Genomic DNA, 21049 nt, shown 5'->3' with positions numbered 1-21049 from the left:
GCGGCCCCGCGCAGCCCGGCCCGCCTCACCCCCCTGCAAGCTGGGGGAGGGGTTCATGTCTGGCCATCGCGTGGCGGACTCCCTCCCCTGCGTGCAGGGGTGGGGTGGGGTGGGGTTGCGTCGGTGGTCCCGCGTCGGTCGGCGACCGCTTCACCCCCTCCCAACCTCCCCCTGCCAGCAGGGGGAGGAGTTCCCACGACGCCAGTCACGCGGGCGTTCGGCGGGCCGCGCGGCAGTGCCGCGCAGGCAGGCCCGCCTCACCCCCCAGCAAGCAGGGGGAGGGGTTCACGACGCTCGTACGCGGCCACGACCGCGCCGCGTTTCAGCGCGGCCGCTTGAGGGTGATCAGCGCCGAGGTGTCGGCATCGCCCTGGCCGCGTTCGACCAGCGCCGCGTAATCGGCCAGCGCCTGATCGATGGTGGCGTGGCCGACGCCGGCCTCGCGCGCGATCGCCTGCACGATGCGCAAGTCCTTCAGCATGTGCGCGCACTTGAAGCCGGGCGTGAACTCGTCGCGCAGCATGGTCGCGCCGCGCTTGTCGAGGAACCAGTTGGCGGCCGCGCCGGCCATCAGCGTCGGCAGCAGGCGTTCGGCATCGAGGCCGAGCGCCTCGCCGAGCGCGAGCCCCTCGCACACCGCCTCGTTGATGCCGGCCACCAGCACCTGGTTCACCGCCTTGGTCGCCTGGCCCGCGCCGGTGCCGCCCATGTGGCTGATGCGCGCCGCATACGCCTCGAGCACGGGACGCGCGCGTTCGAGCCCCTCGCCATCGCCGCCGACCATCACCGACAGCCGCCCGTTGCGCGCGCCCTCGACGCCGCCCGACACCGGCGCGTCGAGGAAGGCGATGCCGCGTTCGGCCAGCATCGTGGCGGAACGGCGCGCGGTGTCCACCGCGACGGTGGAGTGGTCGACCACCACCGCCCCCGGCTTCAGCACGGCCGCAAGCCGTTGCACGTTCTCCAGCACGTCGGCATCGAACGACACGCACAGCGCGACCACGTCGCAGCCGGCGAACGCCTCCGGCGCGCGCGCGACCTGCACCCCGGCCGCGCCGGCGGCGAACGCCTCGGCCTTGGCCAGCGTGCGGTTGCCGACCACGCGCAGCCGCCCGCGCGCGTGCAGATGCCCCGCCATCGGCGCACCCATCGCGCCGAGCCCGATGAAACCGACCTGGAGTTCGCTCATGTGTGCGTTCGCGCTGCGGAAGGCGGCTGATGGTGCCCATTCCGCGGCGCCGGCGGAAGCGGGACAAGGCCTCGTCGATCAGCGTTCCTTGCGCCAGTTGATCGAGGCGCGGTTCTCCACCGTGCTCGATTCGATCTCGATCTCGAAGCCGCGCCGCAGCAGGTATTTCAGCGTCAGCACCTGCCCGGTGCCGAGCAGCGAAACGCCGTAGCCCACGTACAGTTTCGGCGACAGGTACTTGCCGACGCCGAACACCTGGCCGCCGAGCGCGCGGCTCTGCATCACGCCGGCATCGTCCAGGCCGATGCGCGCGCCGATCTGCGAGGCCAGCAGGCTGCCGCCGGCGGTGAGCGCGGCGCTGGCGGCGTCGAGCTGGCGGCCCTCCTCGCCGGTGAGCGAGGCGAGCGGGCGGCCGAGCGCGAGATAGGCCAGCGCCTCCGACTGCGAGCTGGCCGGATCCGACCACACCTCCGCCTGCGGCGCCGACGCGCGCCCGGTGACGCGGATGCCGGCGGTGACCTCGCCCACCTCGCGTTCGGCGCGGATGTCCAGCAGCGGATCGGCGACCGGACCGCCCGACCACACCAGCACGCCGCGGGTGATGTCGAGCTTCTGGCCGTAGGCGGTGTAGCGGCCGTCGACCTCGAGCCGGCCGTGGCCGACGATCTCGCGGCCGGGGCGCTGGCGCACGCGCAGCTCGCCGGTCACCTCGCCTTCCAGGCCGAAGCCGTCCATCCGCACGTCCTCGCCGAGCGCGAGCACGAGGTCGAGGTCGAGCCCGGCGCCGGCGCGCGCGCGCGGTTTGACCGGATCGAGCACCACCACGTCGGGCGAGGTCGCCACGCCCTCGTCGAGCCGTTCCAGATCCAGCCGCGCGCTCGGCACGCCGACGCGGCCGCGCACCTCCAGCGGCTCGCCGGGCCGGTAGCGCACCTGCACGTCGGGCGTGGCGATCGCGCGCACCTGGCGGGTGTCGGCGAGCAGCACGTTCTCGCCGCGCAGCTCGAGCTGCAGCGGCGCCTCGCCCTGCCCGCCGAGCGTGCCGTCCACGCGCAGCACGCCCTCGCCCGAACGCACGCGGCCGGCGATGCGCGCGTTGCCGTCGGGCGCGGCATCGAGGCGTACCTCGCCCTCGCGCAGCACCAGGCCGAGCGCGGGCAGTTCGGCGGTGAAGGCGGACAGCCGCGCGAACCCGCCCAGCCGCGGCTGCGCCGGCGTGCCGGCGAGCTGCAGTCGCGCGTCCAGCCGGCCCTGCGGATCGACGATGTCCGGCGAGAACAGCTCGATCCAGGTGATCGCGTCCGTGCGCGCGCTGACTTCCCCCGACAGCGGCGCATAGGCGTCCCAGCCGGTGGCGAGGCGGGCGTCGATGCGGCCGTCGTCGAGCGCGGCGGCGAGCGTGGCCTGCACGCGCTGCGGCGTGGCATCCACGTCCAGCCGCAGCTCGCGATAGGCCAGCAGCTCGCGCCGCGCGCGCTCGCCCAGCCGCACGCCGCCGTCGTTCGATGTGAGGCGCGCCTCGCCGCGCCAGCCGCCGCGCACCGGCACGAGCCGCGCCTCGAACGCCGCCTCGCCGCGCAGGTGCCAGGCGCCGCCGTCCTCACGCTCGGGCAGCCAGGGTTCGGCGAGCGCCAGCGGCAGCCCCGCACCTTCGACATCGACGCCGCGGCGCGGCCAGTCGGCCTGCGCGCACACGCGGCCGCCCGCGCTCGAGGCCAGGCACGCACGCGCGAGCGACACCCCGGCGCCGCGCCACGCGAACGCCGCCGGCGCCTCCAGCCGCCAGCGCGCGCCCTTCGGCGGCGCGAGCCGCAGCGCGCCCAGCGTGCCTTGCCAGCGCGCGCGGTCGCGCCGCAGCACGCCTTCGAGCGCGAGCGCACCGGCCTCGCCTTGCGCCTCGGCCGACAGCCGCAGGTTCTCCACCGCACCGCGCGCGTCCAGCATCAGCGATTCGAACGGCAGTCCGGCGCGCACGCCCGCCGCATCCACCCGCAGCGCGCCGCCGTCGCCGCGCCAGGGCAGGTGGCCGCGCGCCTGCACGCGCTCGGCGCGCCACGCGTTCCAGGCGAGCGCGCTGCCCGCGAGTTCGGCGCGCACGTCCGGCGCGTCGCGCGCGCCCTGCAGCCGCAGGGTGCCGCGCACTTCGCCGCCCGCCTGCGGCAGCAGATCGGCCAGGCGCAGCGGGCTGAAGCGCGCATCGACGTCGAGCGTGCGCGCGTAGAGTCCGCGCGCGTCGACGCGGCTGTCTCCCATGCGCAGCGCGAGTTCGCCTTCGTAGTCGTGGCCCGCCCCCTTCGCCGGGCGCATCGCCAGGCGGCCGCGCGCCTCCAGCGCACGTCCGCGCAGGCGGCCGCGCAGTTCGGGCACGTCGGCGTCCACGCGCAGCCGGCCATCGTCGAAGCGCTCGCCGCGCGTGCTCACGCGGCCGGCGAGCGCGCCCGGCCAGTCGGGCGCGAAATAGCCGGGATCGAAACCGGCCAGGTTCGCATCGAACGTCCACGCCAGCCGCGGCGACCACGCCAGCTCGCCGTGGCCGACGAGGGTGCCGCCGCGCGTGTCGGCGCGCAGCGAGCGCAGCGCGACGCGCGCGGTGTCGCCGCGGCCGTCGAAGCGCACGCTCGCGCGGTCGCGTCCGCGCTGCAGGCGCGCGTTGCCGATCGCGGCCCAGCGTTCGAGCGTGCCGGCGAAGCCGAAATCGGCATCGGCCACCACCGCCACCGGCTGCTCGCGGCCCTGCCAGCGCAGCCCGCGCGCGTTGACCGCGAAACGGAACCGGCGGCGCGCGGGATCGCGGAAATCCGCCCAGCCGCGCAGCGTCGCCTCGCCGCCGAGCACGCCCAGCCGCAGCGGCGCGACGTCGAGCCGCTGCCGCTCCAGCGCGAGCTGCGAGGGATGCAGCACGAATGCGAGTTCGCCCTGCGCCGCCTCGCCCTGCACGCGCGCGCGGCCGCCTTCGCCTTGCGCGCTGACGCGGGCGCGCCACGGCGTCGGCGCGGGCTCCGCCGTCGGATCGAACAGCGCCGGGTCGAACGCGTCCGTGCGTGCCTTTAGCGACCAGCGCGGCGCGTCCGGCGCGCGGCCCGGCCGCAGCGTCAGCGTGGCCCGCAGCGGACCGGGCAGCGCTCCACCGAGGCCGACGTCCAGCCGCGCGGCATCGCCGCGCGCGATCATCCCCAGCCGCGGCGGCGTGCGCGGCGGCGCGGCCGGCAGCACGGCGGTGGCGACGAAGTCCATGCGGTAGTCGTCCGCCGGCACGTAATCGCCGTGCAGCGCGAAGCGGCCGCGGTCGCTGTCGATGCGCAGATGCTCGACGTGCAGGCGGCCGCGCCGTGCGTCGAGGCCGCCGCGCAGGCGGCGGATCGCAATCAGCGGCCGCGCCAGGCGGTACACGCGCAGGCCATCGATGCGCACGTCGTCGGCCTGCAGCGAAAGCGGCGGCTCGATCGCCGGCAGCGACTCCGGCCAGCGCGGCAGCTCGAACGGCTCCTCGCTTTCCGGCAGCGTCAGCCGCGCATTGCGCACGCGCAGCGCATCGAGCCGCAGCGTGCGTCCGAGCAGCGGCCGCAGCGCCGGATCGAGCATCACCTCCTCGGCGACGAACTCGGTTCCGCCATGCGCGAAGCGCACGCCGCGCAGGGTCAGCGGGCCGGAGGCCGGGCCTTCGGCCGCGCGCCAGGTGAGACTCGCCCCGGCAGGCAGGCGCGCGACGATCTGCGCCAGCAGCGCATCGCGCCCGGCCACCGTGGTCAGCAGCCAGACCAGCAGCAGCGCCGCCGCCGTCGCCAGCAGGCCGACGCCGAGCGCGCCGCGCAGCGCCAACCAGCGCATCCGCGCCCGCCGCCGCGCGCGCAGCTCGGCGATGCGCGCCTCGCGCTCCTGCGGCGTCGGCGCCGGCGCGCTCACAGATCGGCTCCGATGTTGAGGTGGAGCTGGAACGGGTTGTCCGGATCGTCCAGCCCGCGTGCGATGTCGATTCGCACCGGCCCCACCGGCGAGCGCCAGCGCAGGCCGACGCCGACACCGGTGCGCAAGCTCGGCGTGCCGTCGAACGCATCGCCGGTGTCGACGAACACCGCGCCGCCCCAGCCGTTCTCGAGGTAATGCTCGAACTCGAGCGAGGCGGTGACCACGTTCTTGGCGCCGAGCGCGTAATCGAGGAAACGCGGCCCGACCTCGCGCCAGCCGTAGCCGCGGATGCTGCGGTCGCCGCCGGCGTAGAAGCGCAGGCTCGGCGGCAGATCGACCAGCGCGTCGGTGAACGTGCGGCCGAGCTCGCCGCGCGCGATCAGCCGGCTGCGTTCGCCGAGGCCGCGGAACCAGCGCGCCTCGCCGTGCAGTTGCACGAAGTCGGCATCCGAGCCCAGCCCCTGCACGCCCGCGCGCACGGTGCCGGTGAAGCCGACGCCGTTGCGCGCGAACACGCGGTCGTCGGCATCGACGTATTCCGCGCGCAGGGCCGGATACGTGTAGGTGGCGTAGCGGTAGGCGTCGAGCGGCACCGCCGCGCGCAGCGTGTACAGCCGCCAGCGTTCGCGCAGCGCGTGCAGCGAGGCGGTCGCCGTCCACTGCCGCGAGATCTGCCCGCTGCGCGCGGCGACGAACTCGATGCGCCGCGTGTCCACGTAGTCGGTCTGCTCGTCGGCGCCCTGCGCGCTGAACGTGTACCAGCCGTCCAGCCAGGCGAACGCGGGAATGCGGTACTGCACGGTCAGCGTCTTGCGCCGCTCGGCCCAGTCGACCTGCGCCAGCGCCTTGTGCCCGCGCGAGTTGACGTAGCGCCGCTCGAAGCCGAGCCGCACGCCCGCGCCGCTGTCGGTGCCGTAGGTGAGACCGGCGGTGTAGACGTCGCGGCGCGCCGGCGTCAGCGTGACCGTCACCGGCACGCGCTTGTCGACCGCGTCCTCGGGGCGCGGCTCGAGGTCGATGCGGCTGAAGTAGTCCAGCCGCGCCAGCGACTCGCGGAAGCGGTCCAGCTTGCCCTGGTGGTAGTAGCTGCCTTCGTCCCAGTACACCAGCTTGCGCAGCAGATCCTCGCGCACGATGCGGCGGGGGGTCTGCACGAAGGTCATCGCGCCCATGTCGTAGCGCTCGCCGCTGTCCCAGCGCAGGTCGATGTCGGCGGCGGCCGCGGCGCGCGTGACCTCGACCCGGCGGGCGAGGAAGTCGGCATCGAAGTAGCCGCGCTCGGCCAGCCTGCGGGTGATGCGGGTCTTGCTCGCCTCGTACACCGCGTGGTCGAACACCTCGCCGGTCCGCGGGCGGAACGCATCGACTTCCTCGCGCAGATACCGGTCGCGCGCGCCCTCGCCTTCGATCGCCACCGTCGAGCGACGCACGCGCACCGGCGGACCGGGATCGATCGCGAGCGTCACTTCGTGGCTGCCGTCCGCGCGCTGCACCGGCGTCACCGTGATCGTCGGCGAGTAGCGCCCGAACGGCTCCAGCGCCGCGCGCGCCTCGTCCTCGGCCACGCGCAGCAGGTACTCCAGCCGCCGCTCCGGCACCTCGCGCCCGATCGCATCCACCAGCGACAGCGCGACCCGCACGTTCTCCTCGATCGCCTCGTCCACGCCGCGGATGTGCACCGCATTGACGCGCGCCGCCCACGCCGGCGCACAGGCCAGCAGCAGGGCGATGGTCAGGAATGCGCGCAGTCGGGGCATCGACGCAGGATAACGGGCGTTCGCGTTAGCCCCTCGCAACGGCGCTCGCCGACGAGAAGCCCTCCCCTTCAAGGGAGGGTTTGGGAGGGGATGGTGGTGGCCGCCTTCGCCTGCGGCCGCGATGCTGCAGGAGCCGCGCCGCCGGCTCAGAGCGACAGATGCTCGATCGCCGCCACGCTGCCGAGGCGGTCGCCGAGGCGCTTGAGCAGGGCGAGGCGGTTGGCGCGCACCGCCATGTCCTCGGCGTTCACCAGCACCTTGTCGAAGAACGCATCGACCTGCGGCCGCAGCGCGGCGAGGCGGGCGAGCGCGGCGACGTAGTCGCGGCAGGCGAGCAGCGGATCGGTGTCGGCGATGGCCGCATCGACCGCCTGCGCGAGCGCGCGTTCCGCATCCTCGGTGAAGCGCGCGGGATCGACCGCCTCCGGCACGGCGACATCGGCCTTGCGCAGGATGTTGCGGATGCGCTTGTTGGCCGCCGCCAGCGCCTCGGCTTCCGGCAGGCGGGCGAATTCGCCGATGGCGCGCAGGCGGCGGTCGAAATCGAGCAGCGAGGCGGGGCGCAGCGCCGCCGCCGCTTCGAACTGCTGCGGCGGCACGCCGGTGTCGGTGTAGTAGCCGCGCAGGCGATCGAGCACGAAGTCGTAGAGCCCCTCGACGTCGGCGGACGCCTGCGCGCCCTCCTTGCCCGCCGCACCGATCTGCCGCGACGCCGCCTCCAGCGCAGTCCGCAGGTCCAGCTCCAGTTGACCCTCGACGAGGGTGCGCGCCAACCCCAGCGCATTGCGCCGCAGCGCGAAGGGGTCCTTGTTGCCGGTCGGCTGCAATCCCGCCGCGAAGCCGCCGGCCAGCGTGTCCAGACGTTCCGCGATCGCCAGCACCTGCCCCAGCTTCGACGGCGCGATCGCATCGCCGGAGAACCGCGGCATGTACGCCTCGTCCAGCGCCGCGGCGAGCGCGCTGCGCTGCTCGAACGACAGATCGGCGAGCGCGGCATCGGCCATCGCGTAGTAGCGGCCGGCGATTCCCTGCAGTTCCGGGAATTCGTTGACCAGCCGCGACTGCAGGTCGGCCTTCGACAGCAGCGCGGCACGACGCGCGAGCGCGGGATCGACGCCGGCATGCGGCGCGATCGCCTCCGCCAGCGCGGCCACGCGCGCGACCTTGTCGGCCACGGTGCCGAGCCTGGCCTGGTAGGTGACCGTCTTCAGGCCCTCGTTCATCGCCACCAGGCCCTGCTTGAGGTCCTCGACGAAGAAGAACTTGGCGTCGGCGAAGCGCGGGCGGATCACGCGCTCGTAGCCCTTGCGCACTTCGGCCGGATCGCGCGACTCGATGTTGGCGATGCCGACGAAGCGCTCGCCGAGCCTGCCGTCCGCATCCAGCACCGGGAAGAACTTCTGGTTCGCCTCCATGGTGGCGATCAGCGCTTCCTGCGGCACCGCGAGGAACTCGCGCTCGAAGCTGCACAGCACGGCCTTCGGCCATTCGACCAGCGCGTTGACCTCCTCGAGGATGCCCGGATCGATGCGCGCCCGTCCGCCAGCCTCGCGCGCGGCGGCCTCGACCTCGGCGACGATGCGCGCGCGGCGCTCGTCCGGATCGGCCAGCACCTTCGCCGCGCGCAGCGATTCGACGTAGTCGTCGGCGCTGCTGAACCACACCGGCTTGTCGTGCATGAAGCGATGGCCGCGGCTCATGCGGTCGCTCTTCGCGCCCAGCAGCTCGGCCTCGACCACCTCGCCGCCGAACAGCACCACCAGCCAGTGCAGCGGACGCGCGAAGCCGTGCTCGTGCGCGCCCCAGCGCATCGGCTTGGGAATCGGCATCGCCGCGACCGCCTCGCGCAGGATCTCCGGCAGCAGCGCGGCGGTCGCCGCGCCGGGCTTGACCGCGCGATGCACGAAGCGCTCGCCCTTGCCGTCGCGGGCGCGTTCGAGCTGCGTCCACTCGACGCCGGCCTTCTGCGCGAAGCCGAGCAAGGCGCGGGTCGGCTGGCCGTCGGCATCGAGCGCGACGTTGAGGTACGGCCCCGGCACCTCGCTGCGCTGCTCCGGCTGCCGCACCGCCACCGCCGGCAGCCGCACCGCGAGCCGGCGCGGAGTGAACAGCGGCCTGGCCTCCCCGCGCTCGAACGCGATGCCGCGCTTTTCGAGGCCCGCGAGCACGCCGTCGAACAGCGCCTGCGCCAGGCCCGGCAGCGCCTTGACCGGCAGTTCCTCGGTGCCCAGTTCGATCAGCAGCGGTTTGATGTCGGTCATGGGGAGCAGTGGGTCGCGAGGGGGGAACGCCGCGCAAGGCGGTCAGGTTCGGAACGGGGCGACAGCGAGCGTCAGCGGGCGGGCTGACGCGTACGGTTCTTCCACAACAGCACCAGCCCGGTGATCGGCGAGAACAGGAACCCGCAGGCGAACCACAGCCACGGGTTGCGTCCGGTCGTCTGCGCCCAGTACGCGCAGAAGATGCCGAACAGAAAGCTGCCGAATCCGAGCTGGAGGGTGATCGGGTCGCTCATGCCGCTTCCCTGCCGGTCTTGTGCAATCCGGGAAACCCGAGCTTCTCGCGCTGCGCGAGGTACGCCTCGGCCACGCCCTGCGCGATCCGGCGCACGCGCAGGATGTAGCGCTGGCGCTCGGTGACGCTGATCGCGCGGCGGGCGTCGAGCAGGTTGAAGGTGTGCGAGGCTTTGCAGACCTGGTCGTAGGCCGGCAGCGGCAGGCCGAGTTCGATCAGCTTCAGCGCCTCGGCCTCGCACTGGTCGAAGCGGCCGAACAGCACCGCGGTGTCGGCGTGCTCGAAGTTGTACGCGCTCTGCTCGACCTCGTTCTGGTGGTAGACGTCGCCGTAGGTGACCGGCGTGCCGTCGGGGCCGTGGGTCCAGACCAGGTCGAACACGTTGTCGACGTTCTGCAGGTACATGCACAGCCGCTCGAGGCCGTAGGTGATCTCGCCCATCACCGGCCGGCACTCGAGGCCGCCGGCCTGCTGGAAGTAGGTGAACTGGGTCACTTCCATGCCGTTCAACCAGACTTCCCAGCCGAGCCCCCAGGCGCCGAGCGTCGGCGATTCCCAGTTGTCCTCGACCAGGCGCAGGTCGTGCACCTGCGGATCGATGCCGAGCGCCTTCAGCGAGCCGAAGTAGCGCTCGACGATGTCGTCCGGATTCGGCTTCATCACCACCTGGTACTGGTAGTAGCGCTGCAGGCGGTTGGGGTTCTCGCCGTAGCGGCCGTCGGTGGGCCGGCGGCAGGGCTGCACGTAGGCGGCGTTCCACGGCTCCGGGCCGATCGCGCGCAGGAACGTGGCCGGGTGGAAGGTGCCGGCGCCGACCTCGAGGTCGAGCGGCTGGATCAGCACGCAGCCCTGCTCCGCCCAGTAGGCGTTCAGGCGCTGGATCAGTTCCTGGAAGGTGGGGGCCGCCATGGTCCGTGGGCTCTCGCGAAGCGCGCTAGTATAGCCGCGGGGATGTCCGTGCCCGGCCGGCGCGACGCGGGTTTCGACGCCGATCGCGGGCGCGCGGCGTTCCTTCCGTGCCCCAGCTTCGCGACCGCCGTGACCCCTCCGTTCCTGATCCTGCAGACCGGCCGCCCGGTCGATTCGATGCGCCGCCACGGCGGCTTTCCGCACTGGATCCGCGTCGCCGCCGGTCTGCACCGCGACGAGGCGGTGGTGATCGACGTGCAGGAGGGCGAACCGCTGCCGCGTCCGCACGGCTTCGCTGGCGTGATCGTCACCGGCTCGGCGGCGATGGTCACCGAGCGCGCGCCGTGGAGCGAGCGCGCTGCCGAATGGCTGCGCGAGCGCGCGCACGAGGGCCTGCCGCTGTTCGGCATCTGTTACGGCCACCAGCTCATCGCGCACGCGCTCGGCGGCGAGGTGCGCGACAACCCTGCCGGTCGCGAGATGGGCACGGTGCACGTCGAACTGCATCCGCACGCGGCCGACGATCCGCTGTTCGCCGGCCTGCCGGCGCGCTTCCCGGCGCAGGCCACGCACCTGCAGACGGTGGCGCGTCCACCCGAGGGCGCGGTGGTGCTGGCGCGCTCGGCGCGCGACGGCTGCCAGGCGTACCGCTGGCGCGATTCGGCCTGGGGCGTGCAGTTCCACCCCGAATTCAGCGCGCGCCACATGCGCGGCTACGTGCGCGCGCGGCGCGAGGCGCTGCACCGCGAGGGCCTCGACCCGCACGCCACCGAGCGCGGCGTCAGCGCCGCCCCGCACGCGCGGCGCGTGCTGCGTCGGTTCGTGCGCCACGCGCGCTCGCGCCGCTGACGCCCGCGCCTCCCTTCCGATCACCGAGGACTTCCCGACCCCATGAACGACATCCGCAAGGTCCCCGCCAGCGCCGGCGCGGAATGGCTGCTCGACGGCTTCCGCCTGCTGAAGCGTTCGCCGTTCGGGCTGGGCACGCTCGGAATCATCTTCGGCGCGCTGGGCCTGCTGTCCTCGCTGGCCGCGCAACACGGGCAGAGCGCGCTCGGCATGACGCTGCAGCTCGCGTTCGTGCTGATCGGCCCGCTGCTGCTGGCGGGCATGATCTTCGCCGCGCGCGAGGTCGACGAAGGCCGCGGCGCTACGCCCGCGCACCTGCTGCGCGGCGTGCGCGAGGGCAAAGCCGGGCGCCTGATCGGCACGCTGATTCCGCAGTTCGTGGCGATGCTGGTGCTGGCGGCGCTGTTGATCGCCATGCTCGGGCCGCAGGGCCTGCAGGACATGGCGCAGACCGTGGAAAAGCTGCAGGGCCAGGTGAATCCCGACCCGGCGCTGGTCGCGCAACTGCCGCTCGGCCGGCTGATGGCATGGTTCGCGCTTGCGATCGTGGTCGGCGTGGTCGCCGGCTTTTTCACCTTCACGTCGGTGCCCGACATGATGTTCGGCGACGTGCGCCTGTTCGCCTCGATGGGTCGCAGCGTGCGCGCCTGCCTGCGCAATCTCGGCGCGATGGCGGTGTTCTTCCTGCTCGCCGTGATCGCGGTGGTGGCGCTGAACGTCGGCGCCACGGTGCTGGGCCTGGTCGTGCGCGCGATCGCGGGCGATCTGGCGATGCTGGTCGTGGTGCAACTGGTGATGATGGCGGTGCTGATGCCGGTGATGACCAGCGCGATGTATTTCGCCTGGAAGGCGATGCTGGGCCCGGCACCGGCAGCGGTGGCGCCTTCGGCCGGCGCCGGCATCGAGGTCTGAGCCGCGCGCCCGCGGGCGCCGCTGGAGCGGCTTCGGTCGCGGCTGAAGCCTCCTACAGGCCGCGCTTCGGGTCGTCGGTCGCGGCCGGTTTGTCGGCGGCCTCGCGCGGCGCCAGCAGCCGCGCGGCGATGATGCCGGCCTCGTAGAGCAGGCACATCGGAATGGCCAGCATCAACTGCGAGACCACGTCCGGCGGGGTGATGACGGCCGCCAGCACGAAGATGCCGACCACCGCGTAGCCGCGCGCCTCCCTGAGCTGCGCGGGCGTCACCCAGCCCAGCAGCACCAGGATCACCAGCGCCACCGGCAGCTCGAAGCTGGCGCCGAAGGCGAGGAAGATCACCAGCACGAAATCGAGGTAGGCGTTGATGTCGGTCATCATCGCCACGCCCGCCGGCGCCACCTTGGTGAGGAAGCCGAATACGGTCGGCAGCACCAGGAAGTACGCGAACGCGCCGCCGGCGTAGAACAGCAGGACGGCCGATACCAGCAGCGGCAGCGCGAGCTTCTTCTCGCGCTGGTACAGGCCGGGAGCGACGAACGCCCACGCCTGGTACAGCAGCCACGGCGCCGACAGCAGCAGCGCGGCGAAGAAGGCGAGCTTGATCGGCGCGAAGAACGGCGAGGCGACCTCCACCGCGATCAGTTGGCTGCCCTTCGGCAGCTTCTCCAGCAGCGGCTGCGCCAGCCACGAGTACAGCCGGTTGGCGAACGGCAGCAACGCCACCAGCGCCAGCACCAGCCCGGCCGCGCCGCGGAGCAGCCGGCCGCGCAGCTCGATCAGATGGTCGATCAGGCGCGGCTCGTTGGCGTCCGGGTCAACGTCGCGCTGCGTCATGGTCGGCGGAAGGGGTGGAAGGCGGAGCGGCGGGGGCGGCATCGGCCGCGCCGGCGGGCGGGGCGGACGCGGCGGGCGGGGCATCGGCGGTGCCGGCGGGCGGTGCGGCCGGCGGCGCAGGGCGCTCGAGCGGCGCGCCGGCCGCCTCGGCCTCGTCGTCGTCCTCGAAGGCGTCGGGCGGCTCGGTGGTGATCGACGGGCGCTCGATCAGCGCCTCCTCGGGAATCGGCACCTCCTCGGGCGTCCAGTCCTGCGCGTCCTCGCGCCCGGCGGCCTGTCCGCGCGCCTCCGCGATCGCCGCGGCAGCCGGCAGCGCGGCGGCGGCATCGTCGTTTCGGGCGCCGTCGCCGCGCACGCTGCGCTGGATGCTCTCGGTCTGCGCGCGCAATGCGCGTTCGGCGTCGTCGATGTCGGCGCGCAGGTCCGCCGCCGCGCTGTCGAACCGCGCGCGGGTGTCGTGCAGGGTGCGGCGCAGTTCCTCGTCGGCGATCTCGCGCTCGAACTCGGACTTCACCGAATACCAGTGCGCCCGCGCCCGGCGCACCCACAGACCGGCGAACCGCGCGGCCTTGGGCAGACGCTGCGGGCCGAGGACCACCAGCGCCACCAGCGCGATCACCAGCAGCTCGGAGAAGCCGAGATCGAACATCGGAGCGTCCCGCGTCCGATGTCAGCGCGGCTGCTCGTCGCGGTTGGTCTCGCTGCGCTGCGCTTCCTCGCTGCGGCGCTCGTCGCGCAGGCGCTTCTGGTCCTCCTCCGAGAGGCCCTTCTTGAAGCCCTTGACGGCTTCGCCCAGATCCTGGCCGATGTTGCGCAGACGCTTGGTGCCGAAGATCAGCACGACGACCGCCAGCACGATCAGCCAGTGCCAGATGCTGAAACTGCCCATGGGATGGCTCGCGGTGGGAAGGAGGGATCGAAGGATAACGCAGCGTCCGCCGGCCGCTGTGTGACGGCGCGTCCGTCAGGGCAGCGGCTCGACCTTGGTCGGGCTCTCGACGGTCTCGAACGGCTGCGGCGTGGGCTCGGCGGGGGCCGGCTGCGCGAGCGGCTGCGTCTGCGCCGCACCTGCGGGCGCGGTCGCCGGCGCGGCGGGCACGGGCGGGACGGCGGGCACGGTGTCGCCGCGGCGCGCGCGCGCCAGCGCGGTCGCTTCCTCCAGACGGTCGCGGAAATCGACGATGGCGTTGGACGCCGGCTGCGGCGCGCGGCCCTCGAAGATCATGCGCGGGGTGGTGCCGGCGCCGTAGACGGCCTGGTTGGCGTCGTCGTCGATCGACAGCACCGCGCCGTCAAGCGCGACGCCGGCGAACAGCCCGCGCGCGCGCGACCACGACCAGATCTCGGCCTTCAACTGGCCGTCGGTCGCGGTGGCCGCGTTGCGGCCGAGCGGGCCGGCGGCGACGCCGGCGTCGGCGCCGAGCGTCAGCTTGCCGTTGACGATCGAATCCAGCCCGCGCTCGCCGCGGAACACCAGCACGATGTCGGCCGACTGCACGCCGGCCTGGAAGCCGACGCTGCCGCCGGTCAGGGTGACGAAGCTCGGGTTCGACCAGGTGCCGTCGGCGTTCTTCACCGCCAGCAGGCCGTGCCCGCGGCGCCCGCCGACCACCAGCCCGACCTTGACCGTGTCGGGCACGACCACGATCGCGCGCGCCTCGTCGAGCAGCTTGTCGGGAATGGCCGACTCCGGGATCGCCTGGATGTCGGTCAGCACGCGCACGGCGTTGCGGGCGCGCTCGTCCTCGGCCGGGCCGGCGACGGCGGCGGTCGCCACCGCGAGCGCGAACGGCAGGGCAAGGGCGGCGAGGCGGCGGGAGACGGGCATGCGAGGCTCCGGAGCGGGGCGATGAACGAGGGTTCAGGCTAGTGGCGGGGCGATGAATACGCGGACAACCGGGCGGGCGCCGGCCCGGCAATCTGCAGCGCACGCGCCGCGCTGTCATCCTATGCCCATGATGACCGATCCGTCCGCCCGGCGCGCCGACAGCGCGGTGTTGCTCGTCAACCTCGGCACGCCCGAGGCGCCCACCGCACCGGCGGTGCGGCGCTACCTGGCCGAGTTCCTCGGCGATCCGCGGGTGGTGCAGATCCCGCGCTGGCTGTGGTGGCCGTTGCTGCACGGCGTGATCCTGCCGCTGCGCGCGCCGAAGGCGGCGCGCAAGTACGCGCAGATCTGGATGGACGGCGGTTCGCCGCTGCTGGTGCACACGCGCGCGCTCGCCGAGGCGGTGCAGGCGCGCCTGCCGCAGACGCGGGTGGCGTTCGCGATGCGCTACGGCGAGCCGACGATCCGCGGCACCCTGCTGCGGCTGCGCGGGGAGGGCATCAACCGCGTGCTGGTGCTGCCGCTCTACCCGCAGTACTCGACCACGACCACCGCCTCGGTCGCCGATGCGGTCGCGGCAGCGCGCTCGGGCCTGACGACGCGGCTGGTGGAGCAATACGCCGAGGAACCGGCCTGGATCGCCGCGCTCGCCGCCAGCATCCGCGCGCACTGGGCCGAGCACGGCCGCGGCGAACGCCTGCTGCTGTCGTACCACGGCATCCCGCAGCGGGTGGCCGACGCCGGCGACCCCTACCCGCGCCAGTGCGAGGCGACCACCGCCGCGCTGACGGCGGCGCTGGAGGTGCCGCGCGGGTTCGTGCTGCACACCTACCAGTCGCGCTTCGGCAAGGAGGCATGGCTGCAACCGTACACCGACCGCACGCTCGAACGCCTCGCCGGCGAGGGCGTGCGCACGGTCGACGTCGCCTGTCCCGGTTTCGCGGTCGATTGTCTGGAGACGCTGGAGGAGATCGCGGTGGAGAACGCCGCGCTGTTCCGCACGCGCGGCGGCGGGGCGCTGCGCTACGTCCCCTGCCTCAACGCCGCGCCGGCGCACGCCGACGCGCTGGCGGAGCTGGCGCGGCGGACGCTGGACGGGTGGCGATGAGCGTCGAGCTGCGCCTGCCGACGCCGCTCGGCGAGATCGCCGCGCTGCGCCTCGGCCCGCCGGGCGGCGCGCCGGTGCTCGCCCTGCACGGCTGGCTCGACAACGCCGCGAGCTTCGTGCCGCTGGCCGCGCATCTGCAGGGACTGGACCTGGTCGCGCTCGATCTGCCCGGCCACGGCCGCAGCGCGCATCTGCCCGACGGCGCCGAGTACTCGCTCACCAACGCGCTGCACGCGGTGCTCGATGCCGCCGACGCCCTCGGCTGGGCGCGCTTCGCGCTGCTCGGGCATTCGATGGGCGCCGGCATCGCCAGCGTACTGGCCGCGGCGGCGCCGGAGCGCGTCACCCGGCTGGTGGCGATCGAGGCGCTGGGCGCGCTCGCCGACACGCTCGAGCGCACCACGCCGCGCCTGCGCGAAGCGATCGCGGCGCAGCGCGCGGTGCGCCACAAGCGCCTGCGCGTGTTTCCCGATCTCGACACCGCGGTTCGCGCGCGCATGCAGGCCAACGAGCTGGGCGAGGCCGCGGCGCGCCTGCTGGTCGAACGCGGCATGCGTCGCAGCGAGGACGGCGGCGGCTGGGTCTGGAGCAGCGCGCAGCGGCTGACCACGCCGACCGCGTTCCGTCTGACCGAGGCGCAGGTGGCCGACGTGCTGGCGCACATCGAGTGCCCGGTGCGCGCGGTGTTCGCCGATCCCGCGCCGCCGTACTTCCCGGAAACCCTGCGCCGCGAGCGCTTCGCGCGTCTGAAGCGGGGCGAGCTCGTCGTGCTGCCCGGCACCCATCACCTGCACATGGAGCAGCCGCAGGCGGTGGCGGCGGCGATCGGCGACTTCCTGGATGACGAACGCAGCCGCCCGTAGCCGCGGCTTCAGCCGCCATGCGGGCATGGCGGGCGTTTCGCGTCGCGGCTGAAGCCGTTCCTAGGCGGAGCGCTAATCCTTGCCCAGCAGCGCGCGCAGCGTCGCCTTCAAGCGGCGTCCTTCGGCGTGCAGGTAGGCGCGTTCCTCGCGCCAGGCCGGAAAACGCGCCTCGACCTCGCGCCAGTAGCGACGCGAGTGGTTGTGGTGGATCAGGTGGCAGAGCTCGTGCACCAGCACGTACTCGAACGCGCTCGGGCGGCCGAGCACCAGCGCCAGATCGAGCGACACCGCGCCGTCCGGCGACAGCGATCCCCACAGCGAGGACAGCACCTTGAACTGGATCCGGCGCGGCGCGCGCGGCAGGCCGACGACGTAGCGCGGCAGCCAGCGGCCGAGGTCGGCGCGCGCCTCGCCTTCGTAGAAGTCGCGCAGCGCGCGCTGCAGCGCGGCGCCGCGCGCCGACGCCGGCGCCTGGAACACCAGCGCCTCGCCGTCCTGCCGCACGCGGGTGTAACGGCCCGTCTCCCAGCGCACCGGCAGCGCGCGGCCGCGCAACGGCAGTTCCGCGGTCGCGCCCGCCTCCAGGCACGGCGCATCGTCGATCACGTGGCGCAGGATCTGCCGGCCGAGCCAGTCGCGATGCGTCTCGATGAACCGATCGCCGGCGTGCAGGCTCACGCTCGGCGGCAGCGTCAGCCGCACGCCGCGCTCGCTCACCGACAGTTTGATCCGGCGCGCGCGCGGATCGCGCACGCGCAGCACGTCGACGTCGCGCCCGTCGTCCAGACGCACCGTGATCGCATCGCGTTCGAGCGCACGCGGCGTGCGTGCGCGGAAATGTCGCAACGAGGGTGTGGGGGACATGCAACCAGCATCGCGCGCGCGGGTGTCAACTCCAAGCGAAACCGCGCGCGCCGTCGAACCGATTCAGCTCTCGGCTTTCGAGAGTTTCAGCGCGCGCTCCAGCACGCCGAACAGACGCTTCAGCTCGCCCGCCATCAGCGCGCAGCGGGCGTCGAGCTCCGCGCGCAGATCCTCGCGCTCGGTGCTTTCGAGCTGGTCCACGGCGCCGTCGAGCAGCTTGAACTTGCGGATCACCAGATCCTCGCCCAGCACGAAGGAGACGTGATCGTCGAGGGTGAGCGCCAGCCGCGTGACCTGCTTGCCGGATTCCAGATGCTTGCCGATCTCCTCGCTCTGCAGCTCGTGGCGCTGGCACTTCACCACCGCGCCCTTGTCGGCCGGATCGCGCAGCTCGCATTCGTCGCCGAGCGCGAGGCCCTCCGGCAGCGGATCGCCGGCGACCCAGCCGGTGAGCACCGCGCGCGGCGCCACTTCGGCGTTGAGCGGCAGCGCGGGAAAGCTGCCCAGCGCGCGGCGGATCTCGCTGACCACGCTCTCGCCGACCTTGCGGCTGGAGGTGTCGACCGCGACCACGCCGTGCCCGAGGTCGAGCAGCGCATCGACGCGGCTGGGGCGGATGAACGCGCGCGGCATCAGCTCGGTGACCAGGTCCTCCTTCAGGCGCTTGCGCGCGCGGCCGCCGAGACGGCGGCCTTCCTTGCGTTCGATCTCCTCGACCCGGCGCGCCAGCAGGTCGTTGACCACCGAGGCCGGCAGCAGACGGTCCTCGCCGCCGACCGCCAGCCACACCGTCTCGCCGACGCGGTGCGAGAGCACTTCGCCGTCGCGGCCGAACGGCGAGACGAAACCGCGCGAGGACAGCTCCAGCGGGCCGACCGGCTTGAGCGCGCATTCGGCCAGGCCGGCATCGAGATCGCTCACGTCCAGCGCGGACGGGAAGCGGAACAGCGTGAGGTTGCGGAAGAACATCGAGGGGGATTCGGGATTCGGGAGGGGATTCGGGATTGCTCGGGCGCGAACGCGCGTCGCGATCGCGCGGCCCGGCCGTGGCGACGACGGCGCCGCCGGCGCTCAGGCCTCGCCGTCGTCGTCGGGCCGCGCACCGCCGGCGAGCCAGGCGTGCGCGTCCGGCAACGGCCCGTCGCCGCGGCGACCGAGCGCGAGGAAGTCGAACAGCTTCGGATCGGCGAGCTGCGAGGGCCGCACGTCGGCGAGCGCGCGCGCGATGGTCTCGATGCGGCCGGGCGACTCGCGCTCCCAGGCGTCCATCATCTTCTTGACCTGCTTGCGCTGCAGGTTCTCCTGCGAGCCGCACAGGTTGCAGGGGATGATCGGGAAGCCCTTGATCGCCGCGTATTCGACGATGTCGTCCTCGCGCACGTAGGCCAGCGGGCGGATCACCACGTGCCGGCCGTCGTCCGACAGCAGCTTCGGCGGCATCCCCGAGAGCTTGGCGTGGAAGAACAGGTTGAGGAAGAACGTCGCCACCATGTCGTCGCGGTGGTGGCCGAGCGCGATCTTGGTGAAGCCGTGTTGCTCGGCATAGCTGTACAGCGCGCCGCGGCGCAGGCGCGAGCACAGCGAGCACATGGTCTTGCCTTCCGGCACCACGCGCTTGACCACCGAATAGGTGTCCTGTTCGAGGATCGCGTACGGCACGCCGATCGCCTCGAGATACTGCGGCAGCACGTGCTCGGGGAAGCCCGGCTGCTTCTGGTCGAGATTCACCGCCACCAGCTCGAAGCGCACCGGCGCCTTCTTCTGCAACTGCAGCAGGACGTCGAGCAGGGTGTAGCTGTCCTTGCCGCCGGACAGGCACACCATCACCTTGTCGCCGTCCTCGATCATCCCGTAGTCGGCGATCGCGCGGCCGACCTGATGACGCAGGCGCTTGGCGAGCCTGTTGTGCTCGTGGGCGCGACGCTTCGTCCGCGAAACGTGCGGCGCGGGTTCCGGCAGGGGCAGGACGGTGGTCATGAGGGCGGGCATTCTACGCCACGCCCGCCACCGCGCCGGCGCGCACGGGGCGCGCTAAGCTGCGGTCATGAGCGACGTTCATGATCCCGCGTTCATCGCCCGCCGGCTCGCCGAACTGCGGGTCGAGCACCGCGACCTGGACGCGGCGATCGACCGTCTGGCGTTCGATCCGGCCGCCGACCAGCTCACCCTGCGGCGATTGAAGAAACGCAAGCTGCTGCTGAAGGATTGCATCGCGCGGCTGGAATCGATGCTCATTCCCGACGAGCCGGCGTAGCGCGCGCATCGCCGCTCGCGCCGATGCGCGCCGACGCGGATTCCGTGCGCGAGGTCGCGCCCGCGGCGGTTGTGGCGTCGCGCACGTTGTGGCCAGATGCCGGCAGCGACTGGGGAGCCGCCATGCCTCGCCTCCAACCGACCCTGCGCCGGACCGCCGGACGGCTGCGGATCGCCGCCGCCGCGGCGCTCCTCGGCCTTGCCGCCTGCGCCGGCGGCGGTACGGACGCGGACGTGGCGCCGCGCTCGCCGGAAGCGGCGGTGCGCCGGCTCGCCGACGATCTGCGTCGCGGCGATCTGGCCGCCTACGCGCGCCATGCGGTCCCGCCCGATCTGCACGCGCGGCTGGATGCCGCCTGGCGCGAGGGCCGCACGCTGTGGCCGCTGACCGAACTGCCGCTGCACGCGCAACTGCCCTCGATGGTGGCCACGCTGGCGCAACCGGGCGCGGAGAAGACCCTGCTGGCCGAATACCGTCGGCAGTTCGCCGGCGCGCACGGCGAGTTGCGTTCGGCCGCCACCACGCTCGGCCTGTTCGCCACCCGCTACGTCGCCGCCAGCGAGGACTACGGGCCGGACGAACGCGCGCACGCGATGCGCCTGATCGAAGCGCTCACCGCCTGGGGGCAGCAGGCGCCGCTGGGCGATCCGGCACGCGCGCGCGAGGCGATCCCGCAGCTCGTCGCCGGCGCGCGGCTGACCGGTCTGCGCGATCCGGCGATGCTGCGCCAGGCCGGTCTCGAAGGCGGCCTGCACCGCCTGCAGCCGTTCGTGCAGCGCCTGAAGCAGGTGCTGGCGCGGCATTACGCGCTCGATCTGGATGCGGCGCTCGACAGCCTGCAGACGTTGCCGCTCGACCAGCACGGCGACAGCGCCCGCGTGCGGGTGCGCTACCGCCTCGCCGGGCGCGTGGTCGAGGGCACTTTGCGTCTGGAACGCCGCGACGGGCAGTGGTATCCGGCCGATCTGGTGCGCCGCGCGCAGCGGGAAGCCGAACGCACCCCGACCGTGACCGCATCGCGCTGACGCGCCGGCCCTGCGGCGGCGAGCAGGCATAATTCGGCCGATGCCGAACCAGACTTCCCTGCCGTTTCCGGATCCCGAGCCGCCGCGCGCCGGCCGCGAGCCGCAGGCGCCGGACGTCGGGCCGGCGGCGGACGAGCCTGCGCACGCGGCGGCGTCCCCGCGCGAGACGGACCCGGCCCAGACCGAGCTGCCGATCGCCGCGGCCGACGCGCCGCGCACGCTGCCCGCGCGCC

The 21049-nt window shown here is 73.4% G+C and carries 20 protein-coding genes; 7 read left to right on the top strand and 13 right to left on the bottom strand.

Annotation, left to right across the window (positions count from 1 at the left end; genetic code table 11):
- Nucleotides 1–322 precede the first annotated feature (322 nt).
- From FQY64_RS13310 to glyQ, 6 genes are all read right to left on the bottom strand, one after another.
- A complete protein-coding gene (locus FQY64_RS13310) occupies nucleotides 323–1189 on the bottom strand; it encodes an NAD(P)-dependent oxidoreductase (RefSeq protein WP_146475001.1) in 867 nt (288 codons plus the stop codon).
- A gap of 78 nt (nucleotides 1190–1267) precedes the next feature.
- A complete protein-coding gene (locus tag FQY64_RS13305) occupies nucleotides 1268–5092 on the bottom strand; it encodes a translocation/assembly module TamB domain-containing protein (protein WP_229814972.1) in 3825 nt (1274 codons plus the stop codon).
- Nucleotides 5089–6852 carry an autotransporter assembly complex protein TamA gene (locus tag FQY64_RS13300; protein ID WP_146474999.1) on the bottom strand — a complete coding sequence of 588 codons (1764 nt, stop codon included), beginning with the start codon at nucleotides 6850–6852 and terminating at the stop codon, nucleotides 5089–5091. The genes FQY64_RS13305 and FQY64_RS13300 overlap by 4 nt, the downstream gene beginning before the upstream one ends.
- A gap of 146 nt (nucleotides 6853–6998) precedes the next feature.
- On the bottom strand, nucleotides 6999–9113 hold the full coding sequence (gene glyS / locus FQY64_RS13295) for a glycine--tRNA ligase subunit beta (protein ID WP_146474997.1): 2115 nt from the start codon (nucleotides 9111–9113) through the stop codon (nucleotides 6999–7001).
- A 71-nt stretch (nucleotides 9114–9184) separates the two neighbouring features.
- Complete coding sequence (locus FQY64_RS13290; RefSeq protein ID WP_146474995.1) at nucleotides 9185–9367, bottom strand: hypothetical protein; 183 nt, start codon at nucleotides 9365–9367, stop codon at nucleotides 9185–9187.
- Nucleotides 9364–10275 (bottom strand): glycine--tRNA ligase subunit alpha, encoded by a 912-nt coding sequence (gene glyQ / locus FQY64_RS13285; protein WP_146474993.1) that lies wholly within the window; start codon nucleotides 10273–10275, stop codon nucleotides 9364–9366. Before glyQ ends, FQY64_RS13290 begins: the two co-directional genes overlap by 4 nt.
- Nucleotides 10276–10404: 129 nt before the next feature.
- Between glyQ and FQY64_RS13280 the strand changes: the two genes are divergently transcribed.
- Together FQY64_RS13280 and FQY64_RS13275 are read left to right on the top strand one after the other, a co-directional pair.
- Nucleotides 10405–11124: a glutamine amidotransferase gene (locus tag FQY64_RS13280; RefSeq protein ID WP_146474991.1), complete on the top strand. Its 720-nt coding sequence runs from the start codon at nucleotides 10405–10407 to the stop codon at nucleotides 11122–11124.
- Between the two features lie 42 nt (nucleotides 11125–11166).
- Nucleotides 11167–12036 carry a BPSS1780 family membrane protein gene (locus tag FQY64_RS13275; protein WP_146474989.1) on the top strand — a complete coding sequence of 290 codons (870 nt, stop codon included), beginning with the start codon at nucleotides 11167–11169 and terminating at the stop codon, nucleotides 12034–12036.
- A 52-nt stretch (nucleotides 12037–12088) separates the two neighbouring features.
- Here FQY64_RS13275 and tatC read toward each other — a convergent pair whose 3' ends face one another.
- The 4 genes from tatC to FQY64_RS13255 form a co-directional block, all read right to left on the bottom strand.
- Nucleotides 12089–12874 (bottom strand): twin-arginine translocase subunit TatC, encoded by a 786-nt coding sequence (gene tatC, locus FQY64_RS13270; RefSeq protein WP_146474987.1) that lies wholly within the window; start codon nucleotides 12872–12874, stop codon nucleotides 12089–12091.
- Nucleotides 12855–13523, bottom strand: a complete 669-nt coding sequence (gene tatB, locus FQY64_RS13265; protein WP_146474985.1) for a Sec-independent protein translocase protein TatB — start codon at nucleotides 13521–13523, stop codon at nucleotides 12855–12857. Before tatB ends, tatC begins: the two co-directional genes overlap by 20 nt.
- Nucleotides 13524–13544: 21 nt before the next feature.
- Nucleotides 13545–13763 carry a Sec-independent protein translocase subunit TatA gene (gene tatA, locus FQY64_RS13260; RefSeq protein ID WP_146474983.1) on the bottom strand — a complete coding sequence of 73 codons (219 nt, stop codon included), beginning with the start codon at nucleotides 13761–13763 and terminating at the stop codon, nucleotides 13545–13547.
- A 75-nt stretch (nucleotides 13764–13838) separates the two neighbouring features.
- On the bottom strand, nucleotides 13839–14702 hold the full coding sequence (locus tag FQY64_RS13255) for a lipid-binding SYLF domain-containing protein (RefSeq protein ID WP_146474981.1): 864 nt from the start codon (nucleotides 14700–14702) through the stop codon (nucleotides 13839–13841).
- Between the two features lie 127 nt (nucleotides 14703–14829).
- Between FQY64_RS13255 and hemH the strand changes: the two genes are divergently transcribed.
- The gene (hemH, locus tag FQY64_RS13250) at nucleotides 14830–15810 is read left to right on the top strand and encodes a ferrochelatase (protein WP_386112844.1); all 981 of its coding nucleotides are present in this window, start codon (nucleotides 14830–14832) and stop codon (nucleotides 15808–15810) included.
- On the top strand, nucleotides 15807–16673 hold the full coding sequence (locus tag FQY64_RS13245) for an alpha/beta fold hydrolase (protein WP_146474976.1): 867 nt from the start codon (nucleotides 15807–15809) through the stop codon (nucleotides 16671–16673). Before hemH ends, FQY64_RS13245 begins: the two co-directional genes overlap by 4 nt.
- Nucleotides 16674–16745: 72 nt before the next feature.
- Here the strand turns inward: FQY64_RS13245 and FQY64_RS13240 are convergent, their stop codons facing one another.
- The 3 genes from FQY64_RS13240 to ttcA all read right to left on the bottom strand — a co-directional run bounded on the left by FQY64_RS13240 (nucleotide 16746) and on the right by ttcA (nucleotide 19514).
- Nucleotides 16746–17537, bottom strand: coding sequence for a YgjP family zinc-dependent metalloprotease (locus FQY64_RS13240; RefSeq protein WP_146474974.1), 792 nt, complete (start codon nucleotides 17535–17537; stop codon nucleotides 16746–16748).
- A 63-nt stretch (nucleotides 17538–17600) separates the two neighbouring features.
- Complete coding sequence (locus FQY64_RS13235) at nucleotides 17601–18506, bottom strand: recombination-associated protein RdgC (protein ID WP_146474972.1); 906 nt, start codon at nucleotides 18504–18506, stop codon at nucleotides 17601–17603.
- 102 nt (nucleotides 18507–18608) lie between these two features.
- The gene (gene ttcA / locus FQY64_RS13230) at nucleotides 18609–19514 is read right to left on the bottom strand and encodes a tRNA 2-thiocytidine(32) synthetase TtcA (RefSeq protein WP_146474970.1); all 906 of its coding nucleotides are present in this window, start codon (nucleotides 19512–19514) and stop codon (nucleotides 18609–18611) included.
- 67 nt (nucleotides 19515–19581) lie between these two features.
- Here ttcA and FQY64_RS13225 point away from each other — a divergent pair, with 67 nt between their 5' ends.
- The 3 genes from FQY64_RS13225 to FQY64_RS13215 all read left to right on the top strand — a co-directional run.
- Complete coding sequence (locus tag FQY64_RS13225) at nucleotides 19582–19791, top strand: YdcH family protein (protein WP_146474968.1); 210 nt, start codon at nucleotides 19582–19584, stop codon at nucleotides 19789–19791.
- Nucleotides 19792–19913: 122 nt separating this feature from the next.
- Nucleotides 19914–20816: a hypothetical protein gene (locus FQY64_RS13220; protein ID WP_146474966.1), complete on the top strand. Its 903-nt coding sequence runs from the start codon at nucleotides 19914–19916 to the stop codon at nucleotides 20814–20816.
- A gap of 40 nt (nucleotides 20817–20856) precedes the next feature.
- The coding region (locus FQY64_RS13215) for a hypothetical protein (protein WP_222431791.1) at nucleotides 20857–21049 on the top strand (193 nt) is incomplete at its 3' end.

This window comes from Vulcaniibacterium thermophilum (genome assembly GCF_007923255.1).
GTDB lineage: Bacteria > Pseudomonadota > Gammaproteobacteria > Xanthomonadales > Xanthomonadaceae > Lysobacter_F > Lysobacter_F thermophilum.
Note: the sequence above shows the minus strand (reverse complement) of the source record. Positions and strands in the feature narration are given on the sequence as shown.

Excerpts from the sequence above, each read along its gene's own strand:
- FQY64_RS13310 (WP_146475001.1), bottom strand. The coding sequence starts at position 1,189 with ATGAGCGAACTCCAGGTCGGTTTCATCGGGCTCGGCGCGATGGGTGCG.
- FQY64_RS13300 (WP_146474999.1), bottom strand. The coding sequence starts at position 6,852 with ATGCCCCGACTGCGCGCATTCCTGACCATCGCCCTGCTGCTGGCCTGT.
- glyS (WP_146474997.1), bottom strand. The coding sequence starts at position 9,113 with ATGACCGACATCAAACCGCTGCTGATCGAACTGGGCACCGAGGAACTG.
- FQY64_RS13290 (WP_146474995.1), bottom strand. The coding sequence starts at position 9,367 with ATGAGCGACCCGATCACCCTCCAGCTCGGATTCGGCAGCTTTCTGTTC.
- glyQ (WP_146474993.1), bottom strand. The coding sequence starts at position 10,275 with ATGGCGGCCCCCACCTTCCAGGAACTGATCCAGCGCCTGAACGCCTAC.
- FQY64_RS13275 (WP_146474989.1), top strand. The coding sequence starts at position 11,167 with ATGAACGACATCCGCAAGGTCCCCGCCAGCGCCGGCGCGGAATGGCTG.
- tatC (WP_146474987.1), bottom strand. The coding sequence starts at position 12,874 with ATGACGCAGCGCGACGTTGACCCGGACGCCAACGAGCCGCGCCTGATC.
- tatB (WP_146474985.1), bottom strand. The coding sequence starts at position 13,523 with ATGTTCGATCTCGGCTTCTCCGAGCTGCTGGTGATCGCGCTGGTGGCG.
- tatA (WP_146474983.1), bottom strand. The coding sequence starts at position 13,763 with ATGGGCAGTTTCAGCATCTGGCACTGGCTGATCGTGCTGGCGGTCGTC.
- FQY64_RS13255 (WP_146474981.1), bottom strand. The coding sequence starts at position 14,702 with ATGCCCGTCTCCCGCCGCCTCGCCGCCCTTGCCCTGCCGTTCGCGCTC.
- hemH (WP_386112844.1), top strand. The coding sequence starts at position 14,830 with ATGATGACCGATCCGTCCGCCCGGCGCGCCGACAGCGCGGTGTTGCTC.
- FQY64_RS13245 (WP_146474976.1), top strand. The coding sequence starts at position 15,807 with ATGAGCGTCGAGCTGCGCCTGCCGACGCCGCTCGGCGAGATCGCCGCG.
- FQY64_RS13240 (WP_146474974.1), bottom strand. The coding sequence starts at position 17,537 with ATGTCCCCCACACCCTCGTTGCGACATTTCCGCGCACGCACGCCGCGT.
- FQY64_RS13235 (WP_146474972.1), bottom strand. The coding sequence starts at position 18,506 with ATGTTCTTCCGCAACCTCACGCTGTTCCGCTTCCCGTCCGCGCTGGAC.
- ttcA (WP_146474970.1), bottom strand. The coding sequence starts at position 19,514 with ATGACCACCGTCCTGCCCCTGCCGGAACCCGCGCCGCACGTTTCGCGG.
- FQY64_RS13225 (WP_146474968.1), top strand. The coding sequence starts at position 19,582 with ATGAGCGACGTTCATGATCCCGCGTTCATCGCCCGCCGGCTCGCCGAA.
- FQY64_RS13220 (WP_146474966.1), top strand. The coding sequence starts at position 19,914 with ATGCCTCGCCTCCAACCGACCCTGCGCCGGACCGCCGGACGGCTGCGG.